This window comes from Streptomyces sp. CG4 (genome assembly GCF_041080655.1).
Classification (GTDB): Bacteria; Actinomycetota; Actinomycetes; order Streptomycetales; family Streptomycetaceae; genus Streptomyces.
Genome location: NZ_CP163525.1, coordinates 176,902 through 194,219 on the forward strand (window position 1 = coordinate 176,902; position 17,318 = coordinate 194,219).

The window sequence follows — 17,318 nt, forward strand, 5'->3', positions numbered from 1 at the left end:
CGCAGCAACTGGGCGACACATCACGACAGGGCAAACGTAGCTTGATGCGGCACTAGGCTGTCAGGCGTGATGGCGATGGTGGAGCGTCTGGTGCCGGATGGGTTGTGGGAGTTGTCCCAGCGGGTGGTACCGGCTGCTCCGGTCCGACCGCAGCGTGGCGGTCGGCGCAGGTACGGGGATCGGCAGGTGCTGGCCGCCATCGTGTTCGTGGCCACAACGGGGTGTACGTGGCGACAACTGCCGCCCGGCTTCGGCCCGTCCGGGCCGACCGCGCACCGGCGGTTCACTGAATGGAGCCGGGCCCGGGTCTCGGGCAGACTCCGCCGTCTGGTCCTGGACGCGCTCGGTGCCCGCGGTGAGCTCGACTGGTCCCGGTGCGCGATCGACTCGGTGAACATGCGGGCGATGAAAGGGGGACCTGACGGGTCCGAATCCCGTAGACCGCGGCAAGATGGGCTCAAAGATCCACTTGGTCACCGAGCGGACCGGTCTGCCCCTCTCGATTGGCATCTCCCCCGCAAACACCGACGACAGCCAGGGGCTCGAACCCCTCGTCCGTGGCATCCCGCCCATCCGATCCCGCCGGGGACCGCGTCGACGACGGCCCGCCAAACGCCATGGCGACAAGGGGTACGACTACAACCAACTGCGGCGGTGGCTGCGCTCTCGGAACATCACGCCGCGCATCGCCCGCAAGGGCATCGAGTCCTCCCTGCCCCTGGGCCGCCACCGTTGGACCGTGGAACAGACGGTGGCCTGGCTGGCCGGGTACCGCGGTCTGCACCGCCGTTACGAACGCAAGGCAGAACACTTCCTCGCCTTCGCCGGCATCACTGCGGCTCTCATCTGCTGGCGGCGCCTCTCACGGCAGGCGTGATGCAGCGGGCTGCCATCTACGGCACGTTCCAGGCGGAGATGAACGGTTGCCCATCCTCAGTGGCCAGGAAACTCAGAGTTCCGGGACGTGGGTGGCCCAGTACTCGGCCGGCCGACGCGTCCAGGCCCAGCCATCGCACGGTGAGTACGCGCGCTAGATGGCCGTGAGCGACCACGGCGACGTCGCCGTCGTTCAGCAGCGGCCGGATCCGGCCCAGCACCGCGTCCGTGCGGGCAGCCACCTGCTCGAGCCGCTCACCGGGATGGTCAATGTCGCCGGGAATGACGCCGTCCCGCCACAGGTCCCAGCCCGGCCGCCCCTCGCGGATCTGCGCTGCGGTCAGGCCCTCATAGCCGCCGTAATCCCACTCCACCAGGTCGGGATCGGGCCTGACGCCGGCCAAACCCGCCAGCTCGGCCGTCCGCATGGCGCGGCTCAGCGGACTACTGAACACGCCGACCAGCGGGCGCCGGGCCAACCGCGAAGCGAGCGCCTTGGCCGATGCCTCACCCGCGTCAGTCAGCGGAACATCAGTGCGCCCCGCGTGCTGGCCCGACAGGCTCCACTCAGTCTGGCCGTGCCTGATCAATATCAGCTCCCCCATGAGCGAGCACGATATCTGATCATGGGACACGGTGGGCCCGATTGCCCGTCTTCGCTCCCGCCATCTACCGCCACCAACTGGCCAAATAAGATGGCTTGTTAAGAGGACGTCCCGCTTGAAAGCGTGTTAGTTCGTGGGTTATGCCAGGTTATGGCGCTTTCGTTGGTTGCTCGTTTCGCCAGGTTCGAGATCATCGCGAGGCGGATCACGCTCTCGGAGTGCTCTGGTTTGGTCTCGTAGTCACGGGACAGTCTGCGGTGCAGCATGAGTGCCCTTGAGGCCGTTGACCAGTTTGGAGACGGCGACCTTGGGCTGGTTGACCATATTAGGTTCACGGTGACGCAGCTCCGCTACAACTACCGGGCCTACCCGGATGCCACCCAGCGCTGTGCGCTGGCGAGTGCGTTCGGGTGTGCCCGCGTGGTGTGGAACGACTGCCTGCGCGACCGCAGGGAAGCGCACGCGGCGGGGCTGGCGTATGTGAAGTCGGCCGAGTTGTCCCGGCTGCGCATCACCCAGGCCAAGCGCACCGAGGAACGGTCCTGGCTCGCCGACGTGTCAGCGGTCGTCCTGCAGCAGTCCCTGCGGGACCTGGATGCCGCCTACAAGAACTTCTTCGACAGCCTCACGGGCAAGCGCCAGGGGCCGCAAGGTCGGCCCTCCCCGCTACAAGTCGAAGAAGGACACCCGGCAGTCGATCCGCCTGAACACCAACGCCTTCTCCCTCCAGGACAACGGCAGGGTGTATGTGGCCAAGGTCGGCAACCTCAAGGTCACGTGGTCGCGCCGGCTGCCGGCCGCACCCACGTCCCTGACCGTCACCAAGGACAGCTGCGGCCGCTACTTCCTCAGCTTCGTCGTGGACACGGAGCCGGACATCCTCCCCGAGCTGGAGTCGGAGGCCGGTATCGACCTCAGCCTGTCCGACGGCCGGAAGATCGACAGCCCGCGCTTCCTGCGCCGGGCGGAGAAGAAACTCAAGCGCCTTCAGCGGGAGCTGTCCCGCAAGGCCAGGGGATCGAAGAACCGGGCCAAGGCCCGTATCAAGGTCGCACGCCGGCACGCCAAGGTGGCCAACCGGCGCCGGGACTGGCACCACAAGGCATCCACGCAGATCATTCGCGACAACCAAGCGGTGTACGTGGAAGACCTCGCGGCGTCCGGTCTCGGCCGCACCCGGCTTGCCAAGTCCGTGCACGACGCGGGATGGTCTGCGTTCGTCAACGGTAGTTCATACAGTCTTGGCTTCGTAGGGTCAGAAAGGCACGCCAGCTCGCTTGGCCAGGCGGGTCAGCCTCGGGTTGCTGCGGCGGTGCAGCGAGGTCAGCACGCGCATCAGCTCCTGGTCGTCGGGTGGACCCGGGCCATCTCGGGAGCGACGTCCCACGCAACTTCGAGCGACGTGCGGCCAAGCTCGCCTTGTCCGTCTTGGCGACCGGCTCGCAAGCTACTTGCGAAAGTGTGCTCTACGGACTCTCAGCCGGAGCAGTTCGGGAGGGGTGTGTCGTGTCACCGCCTCTTCCGGCTACCGGGCTGCGGGCATGTTGCCGTCGCGCCAGTCGTTCACGCGCTTGCGGATGCTGGGGAGCATCGGAAGCGCGTCGACCTCTTCGGACAGGAACCAGCGAACATCTGTGGATTCCTCGGACACCGCCAGTTGCCCGGCCACGGGCCGCGCCAGGAAGCAGATGGAGAACTCCTGTCGCACCTCACCGTCGTCGTAGGCGAAGACATGACGGGGGTTGGTGTACGTGCCGACGATGCCGGTGATCTCTACGTCGTAGCCGGTCTCTTCGCGGGTCTCGCGGACGGCGCAGTCAGGTAGCGACTCTCCGATGTTCATGGCGCCTCCGGGCAGGGCCCACATGCCATTGTCACTGCGGCACTGGAGGAGGATGCGCCCGGAGTCGTCGACAACGACCGTGGAAGCGGCGGGAACCAGGCTGTTCGCGGCCGGGGCGTTGGGATCATCCTCGTAGTCGCGCCTAGCCATTGGCTTCCCTTTCCCATACCGGAGTGCCCCGGTTCCACAGTTCGTCAACGTGCGACGCGAAGCGATCAAACATGCCGTCGTCCTGGTGACGACGCAGATGCAGCGTAGGGGCATCGTGGCCGACCCGGTACGTCAGCAGGGGCGTGACGATCATGTCGTCATCGAAGCGGAACACGGACAGGTGGGCGTGTCCGTCGCTGTACCTCGCGTCGATGCCCGGCTGGCTTCTGATCTTCTCCAGCTCAGCGAGGGACACGCGGATGCGGGTGGAAAGTGTGAGCGCAACGTCTTCGTCCTGCTCACGCGACCGCGTGAGATCGCTGTCGGGGTCACCGAGCAGGAACCGGACTCGGCACCCCTGGGCCGCCTTCCGCCGGAGTGCGGTGCCGAACCGGGCCTGTTCAAGCCATAGGAAGTAGTTGGTGTACCCCGCGAAGGTCAGCTCTCGTTCAGCTTTGGTGATCAGCGACCGCCACAGAGAGGCTGGGCAACCGGACCGGTAGGGATAGACGGATACGACCTCGCGGTCCGGACCGACCTTGATCGCCTTCTTCGCGGCTGCTGGCCACAACACCGCCTCGTCCTCTCCGAGTGCTTCGCAGACGGCCCACCGGTGACGGGCACGGGGAACCCGCCCGGTCTCGGTGATCCATCGGCCGACGGTCTTGATATCGACGTCGCACTTCTCCGCCAACTGACGATCTGTCATGCGAGCTTGGAGCATCGCACGGCGCAGAGCCTCATTCACTGGTACCCCCAGGGACGTTAGGCACGCTTCACACGGTACACGTACTCCGTGCCTAACGGTCGCGGAACGCAGTAGGAACGCACCGCCAGGGGCGGAAGTGTGGTGATGGACAAGACCCCCGCGACCGCGCGAACGGCCCGGGGGCATGGACAACCTGAAAGAGCAGGTCGACATGAGTCAAGGTATCGCCCGCTTCGCCGAGTCGCCGTTGCGGCCCCGGCTCTTTTCTCCGAGGTGCCACTCCGCGCGCCTGATCCACGGTGTGGAGGCGTCGGCGTGACCGGACACATCAACGTAGTGCGGCTCCTGCCGTGGGCGGGTCCGGAAGGCAAGCCGTGCTATCTCGCCGGGGACGGCTCCGGCAGCTACCTCTCGCGCCTCGCGGACAACATGGAGGCTGTGCAACTCGGCCTGGCCGCCGACCTCGTCGAGGAAGCCAAGAGAATCTTCGACGGGCGCAAGTGGACTCCGGGTGAACTCCACTTGCTGGCCGTTCAGCTGACCGAGGCTCTCACCGACGTGCACCGCGTCGCGGAGAGCCGGGGCGCACGCCTGGCCGATTCAGCATGGGATGGCCCTGACGTGAGCGACGACGAGGACGAAGACGACCTCGCACGGCCCGTTGAGGCATCCGCATGAGCCGCGTCGTACTACGCTACGTGCCCCATACGATCCGGCATGTACCGGACGGCGAAGTCACCTTCGAAGCCTTCTGCGTGGCCTCCGGATGCGACGAGACATCCGGCCCTCACGAGGAACAGGAAACGGCTCAGGACTGGTGCCTGCGTCATACCGGCCGCACGGGCCATTGAGCTTGTTCCGCTTTGACGGACACCATCGGTGTGGTGGTCAGGCCGCGAGTGCGGTCTCGTATTCGGCGGGACTGCGGTAGCCGAGGCTGCTGTGCAGTCGGTGCAAGTTGTACCAGCCCTCGATGAAGTCGAAGATCGCGGTGCGGGTGGCGGCCCGGCTGGGCCAGGTTCTTGTGTCGAGCAACTCCCGTTTGATGGTGGCGAAGAACGACTCCGCGAGCGCGTTGTCCCAGCACTGGCCGGTGCGGCCGACGGACAGGCGGACGCCCAATTCCGTTGCCAGGGCGGCGAATTGCTGACTGGTGTACTGACCGAGTTCAACCAGTCGTAGCAACACTCCTGATCAGAGGGTGAGTTGTGGGACGACCAGCGGGTTGGATGGCGGAGTTGACGGGGCGGTCACCGATGAAGTCTCCGGGGCGGCCCTCGACTCGGCGCGAGATCGAGCGGCTGTTCTGGGGCGAGATCGCCAAGGGCCTGACAAGTGAGGATGCGGCGGTCGCTGTCGGAGCCGCGCCAGCGGTGGGAACGCGGTGGTTCCGACACGCTGGCGGGATGCCGCAGATCAGCCTGACCGTCTCGGGCCGTTATCTCTCGTTCGCCGAACGGGAGGAGATCGCTCTGCTGCGCGTGCAGGGCGCCGGGGTACGGGAGATCGCCGGACGGCTGGGCCGGTCACCATCGACGATCTCCCGGGAACTGCGGCGCAACGCGGCCACCCGCGGCGGCAGACTCGAGTACCGGGCCTCGGTGGCAACGTAGGTGATGTCACCGCACCAGCGGGTGTCGAGGCCGTCCGGGTCGGGAGCGAAGTCCCGGACGACGAGGTCGGGCCGGGCGGTGGCCCGCGGGTCGGGGATCGTCGTCAGCTGCCGTCGCCTGCGGTGCCGGCCCTGCAGCCCGGCGTCGCGCATCAGTCTGGCAATGCGCCGCCGTCCGCAGTCCTCACCCTGTTGTTGCAGGACGGCGTGGACTCGCGGGGCGCCGTAGGTTCTGCGGGAGTTCTCGTGAACTTCCGTGATCTTCTCGGTCAGCTCGGCATCGCGGACCGCCCGCGGACCGGGTCTGGCACTGCGGCGGGCGTAGAAGGCGGCTCGGGAGACCTGCAGCAGTTCACACACGCGCTTGACGTTGTGACCGTCTCGCTTCTCCGCCTCGATGAACGGGTGCACCGTCACCGGGTCTCCTTCGCGAAGAAAGCCGTGGCCCGCTTGAGGACCTCCACGTCCTCCCGCAGCCGGCGGTTCTCCCGCCGCAGCGCGGCCAGCTCCTCGCGTTCACTGCTGGTCAGCCCGTCGCGCTCGCCCGCGTCGACCTCGGCCTGGCTGACCCACAGCCGCACCGCCGTCTCGGTCAGGTCGAAGTCCTTGGCGACCTGGCCGACCGAGCGGTCACCGCGCCGGCACAGCTCGACGATCTCGGCCTTGAACTCCGGCGTGAACGAACGGCGAGGCCGAGGCTTCTTCTTCCCCATGCTCTCCATGATGGACATCCTCCCGGGGCAGAACCCCTGATCTCGGATGTCCGTCAAAGCGGATCAAGCCCACCCCGGGGCGGCTGCCTCCACATTGGCACCGCCTCTACGCCCCCACTCCCGCCAGCCGCCAGGTCCTTCCCGTCTCCGGCCAGGTTCACCACCACTTACCGCATTGCAGCGGTCTCGCGGGCGATGTCGCTCCCGGCATCGGCCGATGACCACATGTGACCGTGGTGTCGCGGCACACACCTCTCCCCTCACCGGCACGACATTCGTCGTCCCATGGGCGCGACGAATGATGACTGTGCGGGGGCATCCCTCTGCCTAGCCTCACTGGGTGGAGGCGGCAAACGGGCCCCCTCCGCTCGCCACGCAGCGTCTCCCGGCACACAAGGCTTGCCGGCGAGCGAAGCGGCGATCTGTAAAGGATCACAGCACCATGATCGACACTCTTCTGTTCTCCCGGCGCCGGCGGATGATGGCCGCGCTCCTCGTTCTCGCCGCGGCCGCCGGCTGCGCGCTCGCTCCCGGCAGCGGGAACGCGGCTACCCCCACCGCGTCATCGTCCGTGGGCTCCTCGCCCGCTTGGTCCGCCTGTCCGCTGCCCGGCCAGCCGACACGTCAGTGCGCCACCGTGCGGGTTCCGGTGGACGCGGCGAAGCCGAACGGCGAGAAAGTCGGCATTGCCATATCCCGGCTTCCCGCGGCCAAGAGAAGCGAGCGGATCGGCGCGCTGGTGTGGAACCCGGGCGGGCCGGGCGAGTCCGGGCTGTGGGCTCCGGCGGCACTGTTGCCGCCGGAGCTGTCCGAGCGTTTCGACCTGATCGGCTTCGACATGCGTGGTACGGGGAAGAGCGGCGCGCTGCCGGAGTGCGGGGAGACCACGGACGAGCTGAAGAGGCTGAGTGAGACTCCGGGTCTGGCCAAGGTCCAGCACCGGGCACGGCTGGCCGCCGCGGCCCGGAGCTACACCGAGCGCTGCACGAGGAAGCTCGGGCCGATCGCCGGGCATCTGGGCAGCCGGGACGTCGCCCGTGACATCGACGCGATCCGCGCCGCGCTCGGCGAGGAGAAGATCAGCCTGCTGATGGGCTCGTACGGAACGATGCTCGCCCAGGCATATCTGACTCTCCACCCGGACCGGGTGCGGGCCGCCGTGCTCGACGGCACCATGGACCCGGCCGTCTCCGGGGTGCGGGCGAGCCTCGACGGCTCTGGGTCGCAGACAGACACGAACTACTTCAGCAATGATCCTGACGACGCCGCGCGCGAGAAGTTGCGTCTCACGCTCTCGGGGTTCACTCCGTGGTGCCGTGCCCACGAGGATGTCTGCCCGGTCCATGCCGACCCGCTGGGCAGCGCGGAGAAGGCTGCTGGCTTGAGGGGCGGGGCTCCGCAGGACAAGGCGGCGCGTACGAAGCGCGTGCTGGGGGCTGCCGTCGCGGCCATGTTCGTCCCCGACCGGTGGCAGGCTCTGGCCGGTGCGCTCGGCGCAGCCCGCACCGGCAGCACGACCGCCCTTGACGAGTTTGCCGCCCAGGGCGTGCCCAAGGAACTGGCGGACGTGATGAAGCCCACCCTCGACCTGGGCTACGACCTCGGCGTGCGCTGCACGGACTTCGCCTGGCCACGCACCGTGGACGGCGTGATCGACACCTATGTGAAGCAGGGCGGCGGTGAGGCCGGGTACATCGCCGCGGACTACCTGCCGTGTGCGTTCTGGCCCCGGCCCGAGAAGCCGCTCGGCGCGCTCAAGGGCTCTGCAGGCGTCACCCCGCTCGTCATCAACGGCGAACACGACCCCCGTACGGGCATCGAGGGAGCCCGGGCTGCCGCACGGCGCCTCGGAGCGCGGCTGCTGACGTTCCCGGGACGCACCCACGAGGCCACCACCGGCGGCGTGGAGTGCGCGCAGCGGGCCGCAGTCGTCTACCTGACCAACGGGAAGACCGCAGATCTGCCGGAATGCGGCATACGCCGCTGACCGACCTGCAAGGCCTTCGCTCTGCTCAAGCGGATCTCCCGATCTCATCCACCGCTGTCCGCGACTGACACGAAACAGGTATCTCTCTTATGTCCAGCCGTATCGGAAAACATCGAAATTTCTTTCTCGTGTGGCTTGTCTGGCCACTGCTCACACTGGGCATCTATTTCTTCGTCTGGTACTACAAAATCAATCGCGAGGCGCGTGACTTCGACCAGCGCATCGACGTGAGCCCCGTCGGCGCGATGCTGGCTCAGCTCATCGGCTGGATCCTTGTCGTGCCGCCGTTCATCGCTCTACTACCAGCACGAGCTGAACCAGATATGGGCGCATTACCAGGACCCGCCGGAGGGAACTACCGTCGCGCTCCAGACGTGACCGGGAGACCGCAGACATGCGGGCAGCCTCGCCGGGCTCGTATCCTGGAGGTGGTGGAAACGATTGCCAGGGCGCAGTCTGCGCTCGTCCGGCGGGCGTTCCCCGGGCCGTGGAACGTGCGCCGGGTGGTGCGCGAGGTCAGCCCGCTGCTGGGGCTGGCCCTGGCGGCCCTGCTGCTGGAGACCGGCGGGCGCGGCGGACCGGTCCAGATGGCCGCCGTCGGGCTGATGTCCCTGGCTCTGTTCGCGCTGCGGCGTGTTCTGCCCGCGCCGATGTTCGTCGCCGCTGCCGCAGGAGCCGGTGCGACCTCCGGGTACTGGCCACTCCTGGTGTGCGCCTCGTGGTCGGCGGGGGTGCGGCTGGTCCAGGCTGCGACGCTGATCGTCACCTTCGCGGCGGGGCTCCTGCTGTACCTGGCCGTCCACGTCTGGGTTTACGGGTCCGAGGACACGCCCGGGTCCTTCGTCTCATTCCTCCTGTTCATCGTCCTGGCGGTCCTGCCCGGGCTGGTGGCCCGCTCCCGGGACCAGCAGCGGACGTTGCTGGAGACCCTGCGGGAGCGCAACGAGCAGCTGCTGCGCGAGCGGGCCATGGTCGTCCACCAAGCCCGGCTGCGCGAGCGGCACCGCATCGCCCAGGACATGCACGACAGCCTCGGCCACCAGCTCACCCTGATCGCCGTGCACACCGGCGCCCTCGAAGTGGACGCCGGCCTTCAGCAGCGTCGCTCCGAGGCGGTGGGGGTACTGCGGCAGGCCGCCACGGCGGCCATGCACGAACTGCGCGCCGTCGTCGGCGTCCTTCGCGACGAGGAGATCCCCGAGGCCACGGGCGACGTCGGCGATGTCGGTCAGCTCGTCGAGGCGAGCTGCGCGGTGGGTACGGCTGTCGAATTCCGTCACAGCGGCGAAGAGCGTCCGCTCCCCGCCGCAGCCAGTCACGCAGCGTATCGAATCGTGCAGGAAGCGCTCACGAACGCCCATAAGCACGCGGCTGCCGCTGCGATCACGGTCGAGCTCCGTTACGAGCCGGACTCTCTGGTCGTCGAGGTGATCAACGGCCCCGCCGCGCCCACCCCGGTGTCCGCGTCCGCGCCGCCGCCGGTCAGCGGGGGCCAGGGCCTGCCCGGGCTGCGTGAACGGGCCAGACTCGCCGGCGGCCTCCTGCACGCCGGGCCCACCGCCGACGGCGGATTCCGGGTGGCCGGAGTCCTTCCCTACGCGCAATCCGCCCCCGCCGCATCCGATTCCGTCGGCTCCACGGACGTAGAGCCGGCCGCCGGAAGCGCGCCGGGAGAGGCTGCCGCCGCTGTTCCGCCCGGTGGGTGGCGACATGACCTCGCGGTGGTCGGCCTCTCGGCGCTGGCCGTGGCGATCGTGGTGTTGCTGCTGGTCACTGTCGGGCGGTAGACGTGACCTGCCGCGCAGGAGATACAGCAGTGATCCGAGTCCTCGTCGCCGACGATGAGCCACTCATCCGGGCCGGCATCCGGGCGATTCTCTCCTCGGCGGACGACATCGCGGTCGTCGCCGAGGCATCCAGTGGCGAGGAGGCGATCGAGCTGGCCCGCGCCCACCGCACGGATGTGGCACTGCTGGACATCCAGATGCCCGGCATGGACGGTCTGACGGCCCTCGCCCGCCTACAACAGGCTGCCCCGGCCACCCGGGCGCTGATTCTGACGACGTTCGGCGAGCGGAACAACGTCCTGCGCGCGATCAGCTCGGGCGGCGCGGGCTTCCTGCTCAAGGACTCCGCGCCCGCCGATCTCATCCAAGCCGTACGAGCAGCGGCCAGCGGCCAGGCGTTCCTGTCGCCCACCGCTGCCCGGCACCTGGTGGACACCGTCGCCGCCAGCCCGGCCGCGGCGCGCGCCGGGGAGGCGCGCCGCAGGCTGGAGGTCCTCACCCAGCGCGAGCGGGACGTGCTCATGCTGCTCGGCGAAGGTCTGTCCAACGCCGACCTCGGTGCCCGCATCCATATGAGCGAGGCGACCGTGAAGACGTATATGAGCCGCATCCTCGCCAAGCTGGAGTGCGACAACCGCGTCCAGGCAGCACTCCTCGCGCGTGACGCGGGCCTGGGAGACGAGGGCCAGGGCACCTAAAAGAGCTTCTTGTTCCGGCGATCATGTTTGGCTCAAGGTTTGGTACTCCAGTGAGAGCTCTCCATTTGCCCTGGTCAGCGGCCTGGTGGTGGGGAGTGTAGTGGGGCTGCGTCAAGGGTGGGTCGGTATTCGCGGGGATGTCGCGCGAACGAGTGGCCGCACCGCATGCAATGGCACCGGCGTGCGTGTGCTTGGCGCCGGCGGCGCCATGGGGACCAGGTCAGAGTGTGGGTCGCGGGATGACCATCGGCGCCGAGCTGGACTGCGGCCGCTGTCGCCTGGGCACCACCGTCACCCCCGCCGAGTTCCACGCCCCACCGATCACACCCGATGCGTTCCACGGCGACTGGAACTACACCCTGGCCCCCCACCCCGAACCCCCGAGGCGCCGGCAACTCTCCGGCGGATCGACCCCGCCCTGACCGCGATGCTCAGCGATCCCACCCTGACCGGCATGCCACGGTCTGGCTTCGAACGCCTGGTGGCAGTCTCCGAGCCGTACTGGGACGCCCTGGCCGAGGCGGCCTTCCAGCGGCACTTCCACCGTTCGCGCAGCTACCTCCATCCGCAAACCAGCAGCCTGGACCGCTACCACCGCCTCCTGGCAGCACGTTCCGCCACCGCAGGGCGATCACCAGTACACTCCTTGCCCAACTGTTGGGAGTCGGCCGCACCAACCTCTCCAACCAGTTCCAAGACGGGCACCAACTCCTGGACCTGCACCGCGTCGTCGTCACACCATTGCATGGGCCGCCCGCCCGCACCCTGGAACAGATCCAAGCCCCATTGTCCGACGAGCAACACCAGACAGATCAACACTGACAGTTATTCAGAAACAAGCCCCAGCGTGGCGGAGTACTGGCGCTGTGCTCGGCCGAGGCGGTGCCTTTCTTGATGAAGCCGGTGTCGTCGATGACGAGCACCCCGCCGTCATCGACGAGGTGCTGGCGACGTATGACTGCAGGTCGGTTCTTCTCCGCATCTTTGGGGCTGTCGTGATCGTTGCGGCAGTGCACCGTCACACCACACCCGCAGACGCCCGGGCCCCCGGTTACTCTGCGTCCCTGCCCTTCAATGGCAGGACGCTGGAACCAGGCGAGTGACTCCTCTTTCCGGTCTTCGATGGCCAATTGGTTGGCTACTACCTGCAGCGCGTTGGTGTCGCCCTTGACGGCTGCTCGTTCGTACCAGGTAAGCGCGTCGTCCAGACGATCTGCCATGACCAAGTTGTCGGCCGCCCGATGCAGCGCCGCGGTGTTTCCGTTGTCGGCTGCCCGCTTCGCCCAGGTCAGAGCTTCGTCAAGGCGTCCCTCCCCCGCCAACCGGTCACCAGCCCAGCGCAGAGCCTCCGTGTCGCCGCACTCGGCGGCCCGCTCGAAGTACACCAACGCCTCATCCCGACGTACCGCCTCGACCAGTCTGTCTCCCGCCAGGCGGAGATGGCGCGGCCCGACCGGGTGGCGGCTCGTTCATACCAGGAGAGGGCGTCACCCAGACGCCCCACGTCAGCCAACCGATCACCTGCTGCGTGAAGTGCCGCGTCATCACCTGCGTCGGCAGCCCGCCCGTACCAAAGCAGAGCCTCGTCCAGGCGTCCGGCCTCCGCGAGTTGGTCCCTCGCAAAGCACAAGACCTTCTCATCACCGAGATCGGCCGCCCGATCCAGCCAGACCAGGGCCTCGTTCGCTCGGCCTGCCGTCAACGATCGGCGCGCCGCGCCCTGCGAAGAACCCCGAGTCGCCGGCGTGTGCTGCACGTTCGAACCACAGCACAGCCTCGTCCAGACAACCGGCGTCCATCAGGCGGACGCCCGCTACCAGCAGCGCGTCGCTGTCACACACAAGGCGCCGCCCACCGCATGTGAGTGACACAACGACAGATCATGGCAGAGCGCAGCAGCCGGAGTGCCCCTGACCTGCGCAGCACGGTCTCGCGAGAGCGTAGAGCAAGGTCAGAAACCTTAGGTGCACAAACTGCTGATGGTGCGCCAGCATGTGCGATCACCCTCCCGTGAGCCCTGGCTCTGCACACCGGAGACCATAGGCCCCTGGCACACCCGGCTGCATCATGCTGCCCCTTTGGGCCATATGATGCATCAAGGAGGTGGGCAATGGAGGAGCAGCACGCAGCCGATACGTCCGCGCCGCGGACCCTCGATGACCACGTCCATGCGACGAAGGCCGCCATCGCCGCACGGCTTCGCCACATCCGCCGGAACCACCCCGAAGGACCGTTCAGTCTGGCCAGACTCGCGGATCTCGCCGGGGTCTCCAAGCGCACCTTGGCGTCCGTCGAGTCCGCCGAGGGCGCCAACCTCACCATCGAGACCCTGGTGAAGGTGGCTCACAGCCTCGGCATCCAGCGGTGCGCGTACTTCCTCGACGACCAAGTCTTCCAGCAGGTCAACAAAGAGCTGGAATTCATCAAGGAGTTGCAGGAAAGCAAGGCTCAGGGCCTCGCCTTGCGGACGTCGCATGCGGCGCCTGTCGCCACGACCACCGCCCAGGTCGCACAGCTCCTCGCCGGGATCATCGACGCTGCGGCCCAAGCCCGTGATTCGCTGCATGGTGTGCTGCCGACCAGCGGTGAGGAGCGGCATGCGTCCAGTCCCCAACCCCCCACGTACACGTGACACCGACACCACATCCCACATCCCATGGCGTGTTTCCTCCAGGCAGGCTGCTGCCGAACCGGTCGGGCAACCGCAGCCAGGCTCAGTCCCGCAAAGGGCCGAGGAGTGTGGCGATCTGCCACGTTCATGGCTTCGGCTTCCATCGGTGTCCAGTCGAAAAATAGGGCGACACCATGACTACACGGAAGGTTCGCAAACGGTGCGAGGCGCTGGTCAGTGCGCTCGATCTCCCAAGCCCCTTCTCCATCGACGCTCTCCTCCACGGCCTGTCGGTGCAGCGAGGCCGACCGATCCGCATCTACACCCTGCCGATCGGCGCTGCCATCAACGCATGCGGGCTGTGGATCGCCAGCGGTACCCAGACACCATCTATGTCGAAGAGAAGACGACCAAGTTCCATCAGGAACACATCATTCTCCACGAGGTCGCGCACATCCTGTGGGATCACCGGATCAGTGACCAAGAGACCCTGCGCGCGCTCACCACGCTGCTGCCAGGCATCAGCCCCGACCTGATCAGGCGCCTCCTGGCCCGTACCAACTACACGACCGGGCAGGAGCAGGAAGCCGAGCTCGTGGCAAGCCTGATCCACGCCACCGCAGGTATGCGCGCCCCGTCGCCGTCGGCTGGGGTGCGCGGCACACTCGAAGCCGCCCTCGGGATCCGCAGGTAGGAGCCATGGACTTACGAAGCCTTCACGAGCTGGGGTCCGACGCGGAACTCCTGGGCGCGTCGGCCCTATGGCTGGTGATCTTCCTCCGGGTGCCCTCGGCTCGCCGTTCTCACCAGCAGAAGATGTTGTTGATCGCCGTGATCGGCATCGCGGGGTCGATCACGGTCTATCTCGACCCTGTCACGGCCGTCCTGGACCGCACCTTCACCTTCGCCCAGAGCTGCGGCCTATTCATGAACGCGTGGGGTGTCCTCAGCTCGGCCCTCATCCTCGACTTCGTGCTTGCGGCCATGTCCCGGCGCCGTCCCTGGCTGGTCTACGGCCCGATGATCGTGACGATCGCTGGACTGATCGTGCTCAACTACACGGCTGACCCGTATGCCGGCTGTGTCACTTCCGAGGCCGTCCCCTGGTACAGCCCCTTCTGGTGGCTGCTCGTCGCCGCCCACCTCGTGGGCACGATCCCCTGCGCCGTGCTGTGCGTGCGCTACGGCCGCCAGGCCCGCGACGACCGGCCGCTGCGCGCCGGCCTTCTCCTGCTCGCCGCCGGCTTCAGCTCATCCTGTGTGTTCTGGTGCGTCGCACTGGCTTACCTCGTCACCCGCCCTGCCTGGCTGGGCGCGTTGTTCCCCGACAACGTCGGCCTCACAGCCTGGCTGATGACCGCTGGGGTCGGCCTGCCACTCGCTCTCACCGCCTACCGCACAGCCTGCGACGCAAAGGCCATGTGGCGCCTGCACCCGCTGTGGCGCGACCTCGTCGACGCCGTCCCCCATGTCGCCCTGGACACACCGCGCACCAGGATCCGCGCCATGCTCGGCAGTCCGCACACGATCCGCCTCCGGCTCTACCGCCAGGTCATCGAGATCCGCGACGCCCTGCTCATCCCCCAGGACTACGTCACGCCCGAGACGATGCAGCACGCCCGACGCCACGTCACCTACCAGGCCCTGCCCGAAGAACAGACCGAGCCGGCGTTCACCGCGTGCTGGCTGCACACGGCTCTCCAGGCCAAGGCAGCCGCAGCCACCCCCGACCCAACCCGCTCGTCACCGCAGACCGCGACAGCCTCCGCAGCGAGACCGACTTCCTGCTCGCCGTCCTGCGAACCCGCACACTCTTCGCCGTACGCTCCTTCACCCCGCCGCCCGCCTCGTCCGGTCCCGCGACGCCGGACCCCAGTCACCACCGTGCCCCGGCCAACCCACCCGCTCCCACGAACAGGGGACACCCATGACACAGCAGCCCGCCCCCGCCCGCTCCTACAGCACCGGCATACTGAGCAATGACGCCCCCCACGAGCGTGACCGCCTGGAGTCCATCCAACGCAGCGTCGACACGTTCACCACCAACATCCTCGACGCCCTTCCCATACAAACGTCCTGGAGCTGCCTGGAACTGGGCGCAGGCGCCGGCTCCATCGCCTACTGGCTCACCGACCGCTGCCCGGACGGACGCGTGGTCGCCGTCGACCTCGACACCCGCCACCTCGACGCCGGCCGGGCCACCAATCTGCAGATCCAGGAAGCCGACATCACACGTGAGGACCACGCGCCCGGCACCTTCGACCTCATCCACGCCCGCTACCTGTTCTGCCACCTCCCCGGCCGAGACGAATTGGTCGCACGGGCCGCAGGCTGGCTCTCCCCCGGCGGCTGGCTCGTGATCGAAGAGCCCTACGACCTGCCGGCCGCCACCTCCCCCTACCCCCTGATCCAACGCATCCTCACCGCCTATCAGCACACTTACCGACAAAACGGCGCCGACATGACCTGGGCTCGCAGCCTGCCCGGCCTCCTCGCCCGCAACGCGCTGACCGAGGTGGCCTATGCCGCAAATCTCGGCCGCATGGGCGGACTCGAAAAGGACCGCTGGCGCCCGCTCATCCACCAGGCGGCCCCCACACTTCTGGCCCGCGGCCTCATCACCGACACAGACCTCACCGAATTCGACGAATTCCTGAAGGACCCCGCGTTCATCGACATCCCTCAAATGACCATCTCCGCATGGGGCCGCCGCCCGTCGGACACCCCGAAACCGGTGACGCTCCGGGACAACCTCGCCCACCACGCATAGGCGGTCACACCGCCCGGCGCCTCACTCATGCCTTCCTCCGCTGGGCCATGCGGTCCCATCGCATGCCCGCCGTCATCGTCCCGCGCCGGTCGACGAGCAACTCCGCGCCGATCGCGCAGCGCCAACGGCTCGCGCTGCTACGACGGCTCGTGAACCGCGGCGATGTCCCCCTCCAGGACCGCGTGGCCGCCGCGCTTGTCCGTCTCTACGCACAGCCGCTCACGCGGATCACCAGGCTCAGCACCGACGGCGTTCAGCATGAGAACGGCAGAGCCTTGTCCTGCTCGGCGACCCGCCGTCGCCCGTTCCGGCCTCGTTCGACGGAGTGCTGCTGGACTACCTGGGACAGCGGCCGAACACTGTGACCGCGACCAACCCGAGGCCCAATGTCTCTTCCCCGGCCGCCGGGGCAGACAGCCCATGACTTCGAAAGCCCTTGGCACCTCAGCTCCCCGCCTGGGCTTCCCGACCCGGCCAGGGCGCACAGCGGCAATCCGCCAGCTCGTCCTCCGGGCCCCTGCCACGGGATCGCCCGAATGCTCGGCTACCACGACGACACCGCAGCCCGGCTCGCCGAAGAGACTGGAGGTACCTGGTGTCGCTATGCCCCCGGTGACCACTCAACGTGACTACGAGCCGCCAGAAGCTGAGGCATACACGACTCCCGATTGCGCGAGTTCGCCAGTGAGGTCGCCCGTGCGATACCCCTGGACGCTGGCTACGACTCGGACGAAACCCGCGTACTGCCCAACGAACTCGGCTTCCACGGCCGCGTCGCGCACAGAGGCGAGAGGGCGCCCATACCGTCCAGTCAGCGTTGGCACGTCGGACGCACCCGCGCCTGGCACAACGCCTTCCACCGGTTCGCCCGCTGCTACGAGCGGCGCACCACCCTCATCGACGCCTTCTTCGACCTCGCCGACACGAACACTGCCCAGTTCGAGAGGGGAAAGAGTG

General features: G+C 67.8%; 13 protein-coding genes and 7 pseudogenes. 13 read left to right on the plus strand and 7 right to left on the minus strand.

The window, feature by feature from the left end; genetic code table 11:
* The first annotated feature begins 75 nt into the window (after positions 1-75).
* Positions 76-877, plus strand: a protein-coding gene (locus AB5L52_RS00905; RefSeq protein ID WP_369368776.1) for an IS5 family transposase whose coding sequence is annotated in 2 segments (ribosomal slippage) — positions 76-422 and positions 421-877 — 804 coding nt in all. Because the reading frame shifts where the segments join, the coding sequence is not laid out codon by codon here.
* 16 nt (positions 878-893) lie between these two features.
* Here the strand turns inward: AB5L52_RS00905 and AB5L52_RS00910 are convergent.
* Positions 894-1,481 (minus strand): histidine phosphatase family protein, encoded by a 588-nt coding sequence (locus tag AB5L52_RS00910; RefSeq protein WP_369362260.1) that lies wholly within the window; start codon positions 1,479-1,481, stop codon positions 894-896.
* A 336-nt stretch (positions 1,482-1,817) separates the two neighbouring features.
* On the opposite strand from AB5L52_RS00910, the pseudogene AB5L52_RS00915 reads away from it, so the two are divergent.
* Positions 1,818-2,703 (plus strand): annotated as a pseudogene (locus tag AB5L52_RS00915) (RNA-guided endonuclease InsQ/TnpB family protein); the annotation flags it as partial.
* A gap of 303 nt (positions 2,704-3,006) precedes the next feature.
* On the opposite strand, the gene AB5L52_RS00920 reads toward AB5L52_RS00915, so the two are convergent.
* Both AB5L52_RS00920 and AB5L52_RS00925 read right to left on the minus strand, forming a co-directional pair.
* Positions 3,007-3,474 carry an NUDIX domain-containing protein gene (locus AB5L52_RS00920; RefSeq protein WP_351580466.1) on the minus strand — a complete coding sequence of 156 codons (468 nt, stop codon included), beginning with the start codon at positions 3,472-3,474 and terminating at the stop codon, positions 3,007-3,009.
* Positions 3,467-4,183: a DUF5919 domain-containing protein gene (locus AB5L52_RS00925; protein WP_351580463.1), complete on the minus strand. Its 717-nt coding sequence runs from the start codon at positions 4,181-4,183 to the stop codon at positions 3,467-3,469. The genes AB5L52_RS00920 and AB5L52_RS00925 overlap by 8 nt, the downstream gene beginning before the upstream one ends.
* A gap of 315 nt (positions 4,184-4,498) precedes the next feature.
* On the opposite strand from AB5L52_RS00925, the gene AB5L52_RS00930 reads away from it, so the two are divergent.
* Positions 4,499-4,861 (plus strand): hypothetical protein, encoded by a 363-nt coding sequence (locus AB5L52_RS00930; protein WP_351580460.1) that lies wholly within the window; start codon positions 4,499-4,501, stop codon positions 4,859-4,861.
* Between the two features lie 210 nt (positions 4,862-5,071).
* Here AB5L52_RS00930 and AB5L52_RS00935 read toward each other — a convergent pair.
* Positions 5,072-5,302, minus strand: a pseudogene (locus tag AB5L52_RS00935) (transposase); the annotation flags it as partial.
* Between the two features lie 110 nt (positions 5,303-5,412).
* On the opposite strand from AB5L52_RS00935, the pseudogene AB5L52_RS00940 reads away from it, so the two are divergent.
* Positions 5,413-5,790: pseudogene (locus tag AB5L52_RS00940) on the plus strand (helix-turn-helix domain-containing protein); the annotation flags it as partial.
* A 128-nt stretch (positions 5,791-5,918) separates the two neighbouring features.
* On the opposite strand, the pseudogene AB5L52_RS00945 reads toward AB5L52_RS00940, so the two are convergent.
* Together AB5L52_RS00945 and AB5L52_RS00950 are read right to left on the minus strand one after the other, a co-directional pair.
* A pseudogene (locus AB5L52_RS00945) lies at positions 5,919-6,212 on the minus strand (IS3 family transposase); the annotation flags it as partial.
* A 17-nt stretch (positions 6,213-6,229) separates the two neighbouring features.
* Positions 6,230-6,526: pseudogene (locus AB5L52_RS00950) on the minus strand (transposase); the annotation flags it as partial.
* 424 nt (positions 6,527-6,950) lie between these two features.
* Between AB5L52_RS00950 and AB5L52_RS00955 the strand changes: the two are divergent.
* From AB5L52_RS00955 to AB5L52_RS00970, 4 genes and pseudogenes are all read left to right on the plus strand, one after another.
* Positions 6,951-8,495, plus strand: coding sequence for an alpha/beta fold hydrolase (locus AB5L52_RS00955; protein ID WP_369362261.1), 1,545 nt, complete (start codon positions 6,951-6,953; stop codon positions 8,493-8,495).
* Positions 8,496-8,584: 89 nt separating this feature from the next.
* Positions 8,585-10,282 carry a histidine kinase gene (locus AB5L52_RS00960; protein WP_369362262.1) on the plus strand — a complete coding sequence of 566 codons (1,698 nt, stop codon included), beginning with the start codon at positions 8,585-8,587 and terminating at the stop codon, positions 10,280-10,282.
* Between the two features lie 29 nt (positions 10,283-10,311).
* The gene (locus AB5L52_RS00965) at positions 10,312-10,980 is read left to right on the plus strand and encodes a response regulator transcription factor (RefSeq protein WP_351580845.1); all 669 of its coding nucleotides are present in this window, start codon (positions 10,312-10,314) and stop codon (positions 10,978-10,980) included.
* 236 nt (positions 10,981-11,216) lie between these two features.
* Positions 11,217-11,705, plus strand: a pseudogene (locus tag AB5L52_RS00970) (ISAzo13 family transposase); the annotation flags it as partial.
* Between the two features lie 87 nt (positions 11,706-11,792).
* Here AB5L52_RS00970 and AB5L52_RS00975 read toward each other — a convergent pair.
* Positions 11,793-12,365, minus strand: coding sequence for a hypothetical protein (locus AB5L52_RS00975; RefSeq protein WP_351571552.1), 573 nt, complete (start codon positions 12,363-12,365; stop codon positions 11,793-11,795).
* A 725-nt stretch (positions 12,366-13,090) separates the two neighbouring features.
* On the opposite strand from AB5L52_RS00975, the gene AB5L52_RS00980 reads away from it, so the two are divergent.
* The 5 genes and pseudogenes from AB5L52_RS00980 to AB5L52_RS01000 form a co-directional block, all read left to right on the plus strand.
* Positions 13,091-13,612: a helix-turn-helix domain-containing protein gene (locus tag AB5L52_RS00980; protein ID WP_369362263.1), complete on the plus strand. Its 522-nt coding sequence runs from the start codon at positions 13,091-13,093 to the stop codon at positions 13,610-13,612.
* Between the two features lie 331 nt (positions 13,613-13,943).
* Positions 13,944-14,285, plus strand: a complete 342-nt coding sequence (locus AB5L52_RS00985) for a hypothetical protein (RefSeq protein WP_369362264.1) — start codon at positions 13,944-13,946, stop codon at positions 14,283-14,285.
* A 5-nt stretch (positions 14,286-14,290) separates the two neighbouring features.
* Positions 14,291-15,574, plus strand: coding sequence for an MAB_1171c family putative transporter (locus AB5L52_RS00990; protein WP_369362265.1), 1,284 nt, complete (start codon positions 14,291-14,293; stop codon positions 15,572-15,574).
* Entirely contained in the window at positions 15,519-16,361 is an 843-nt protein-coding gene (locus AB5L52_RS00995; RefSeq protein WP_369362266.1) for a trans-aconitate 2-methyltransferase, read from the plus strand. The genes AB5L52_RS00990 and AB5L52_RS00995 overlap by 56 nt, the downstream gene beginning before the upstream one ends.
* 701 nt (positions 16,362-17,062) lie before the next feature.
* Positions 17,063-17,284 (plus strand): annotated as a pseudogene (locus AB5L52_RS01000) (IS5/IS1182 family transposase); the annotation flags it as partial.
* Positions 17,285-17,318: the final 34 nt, after the last annotated feature.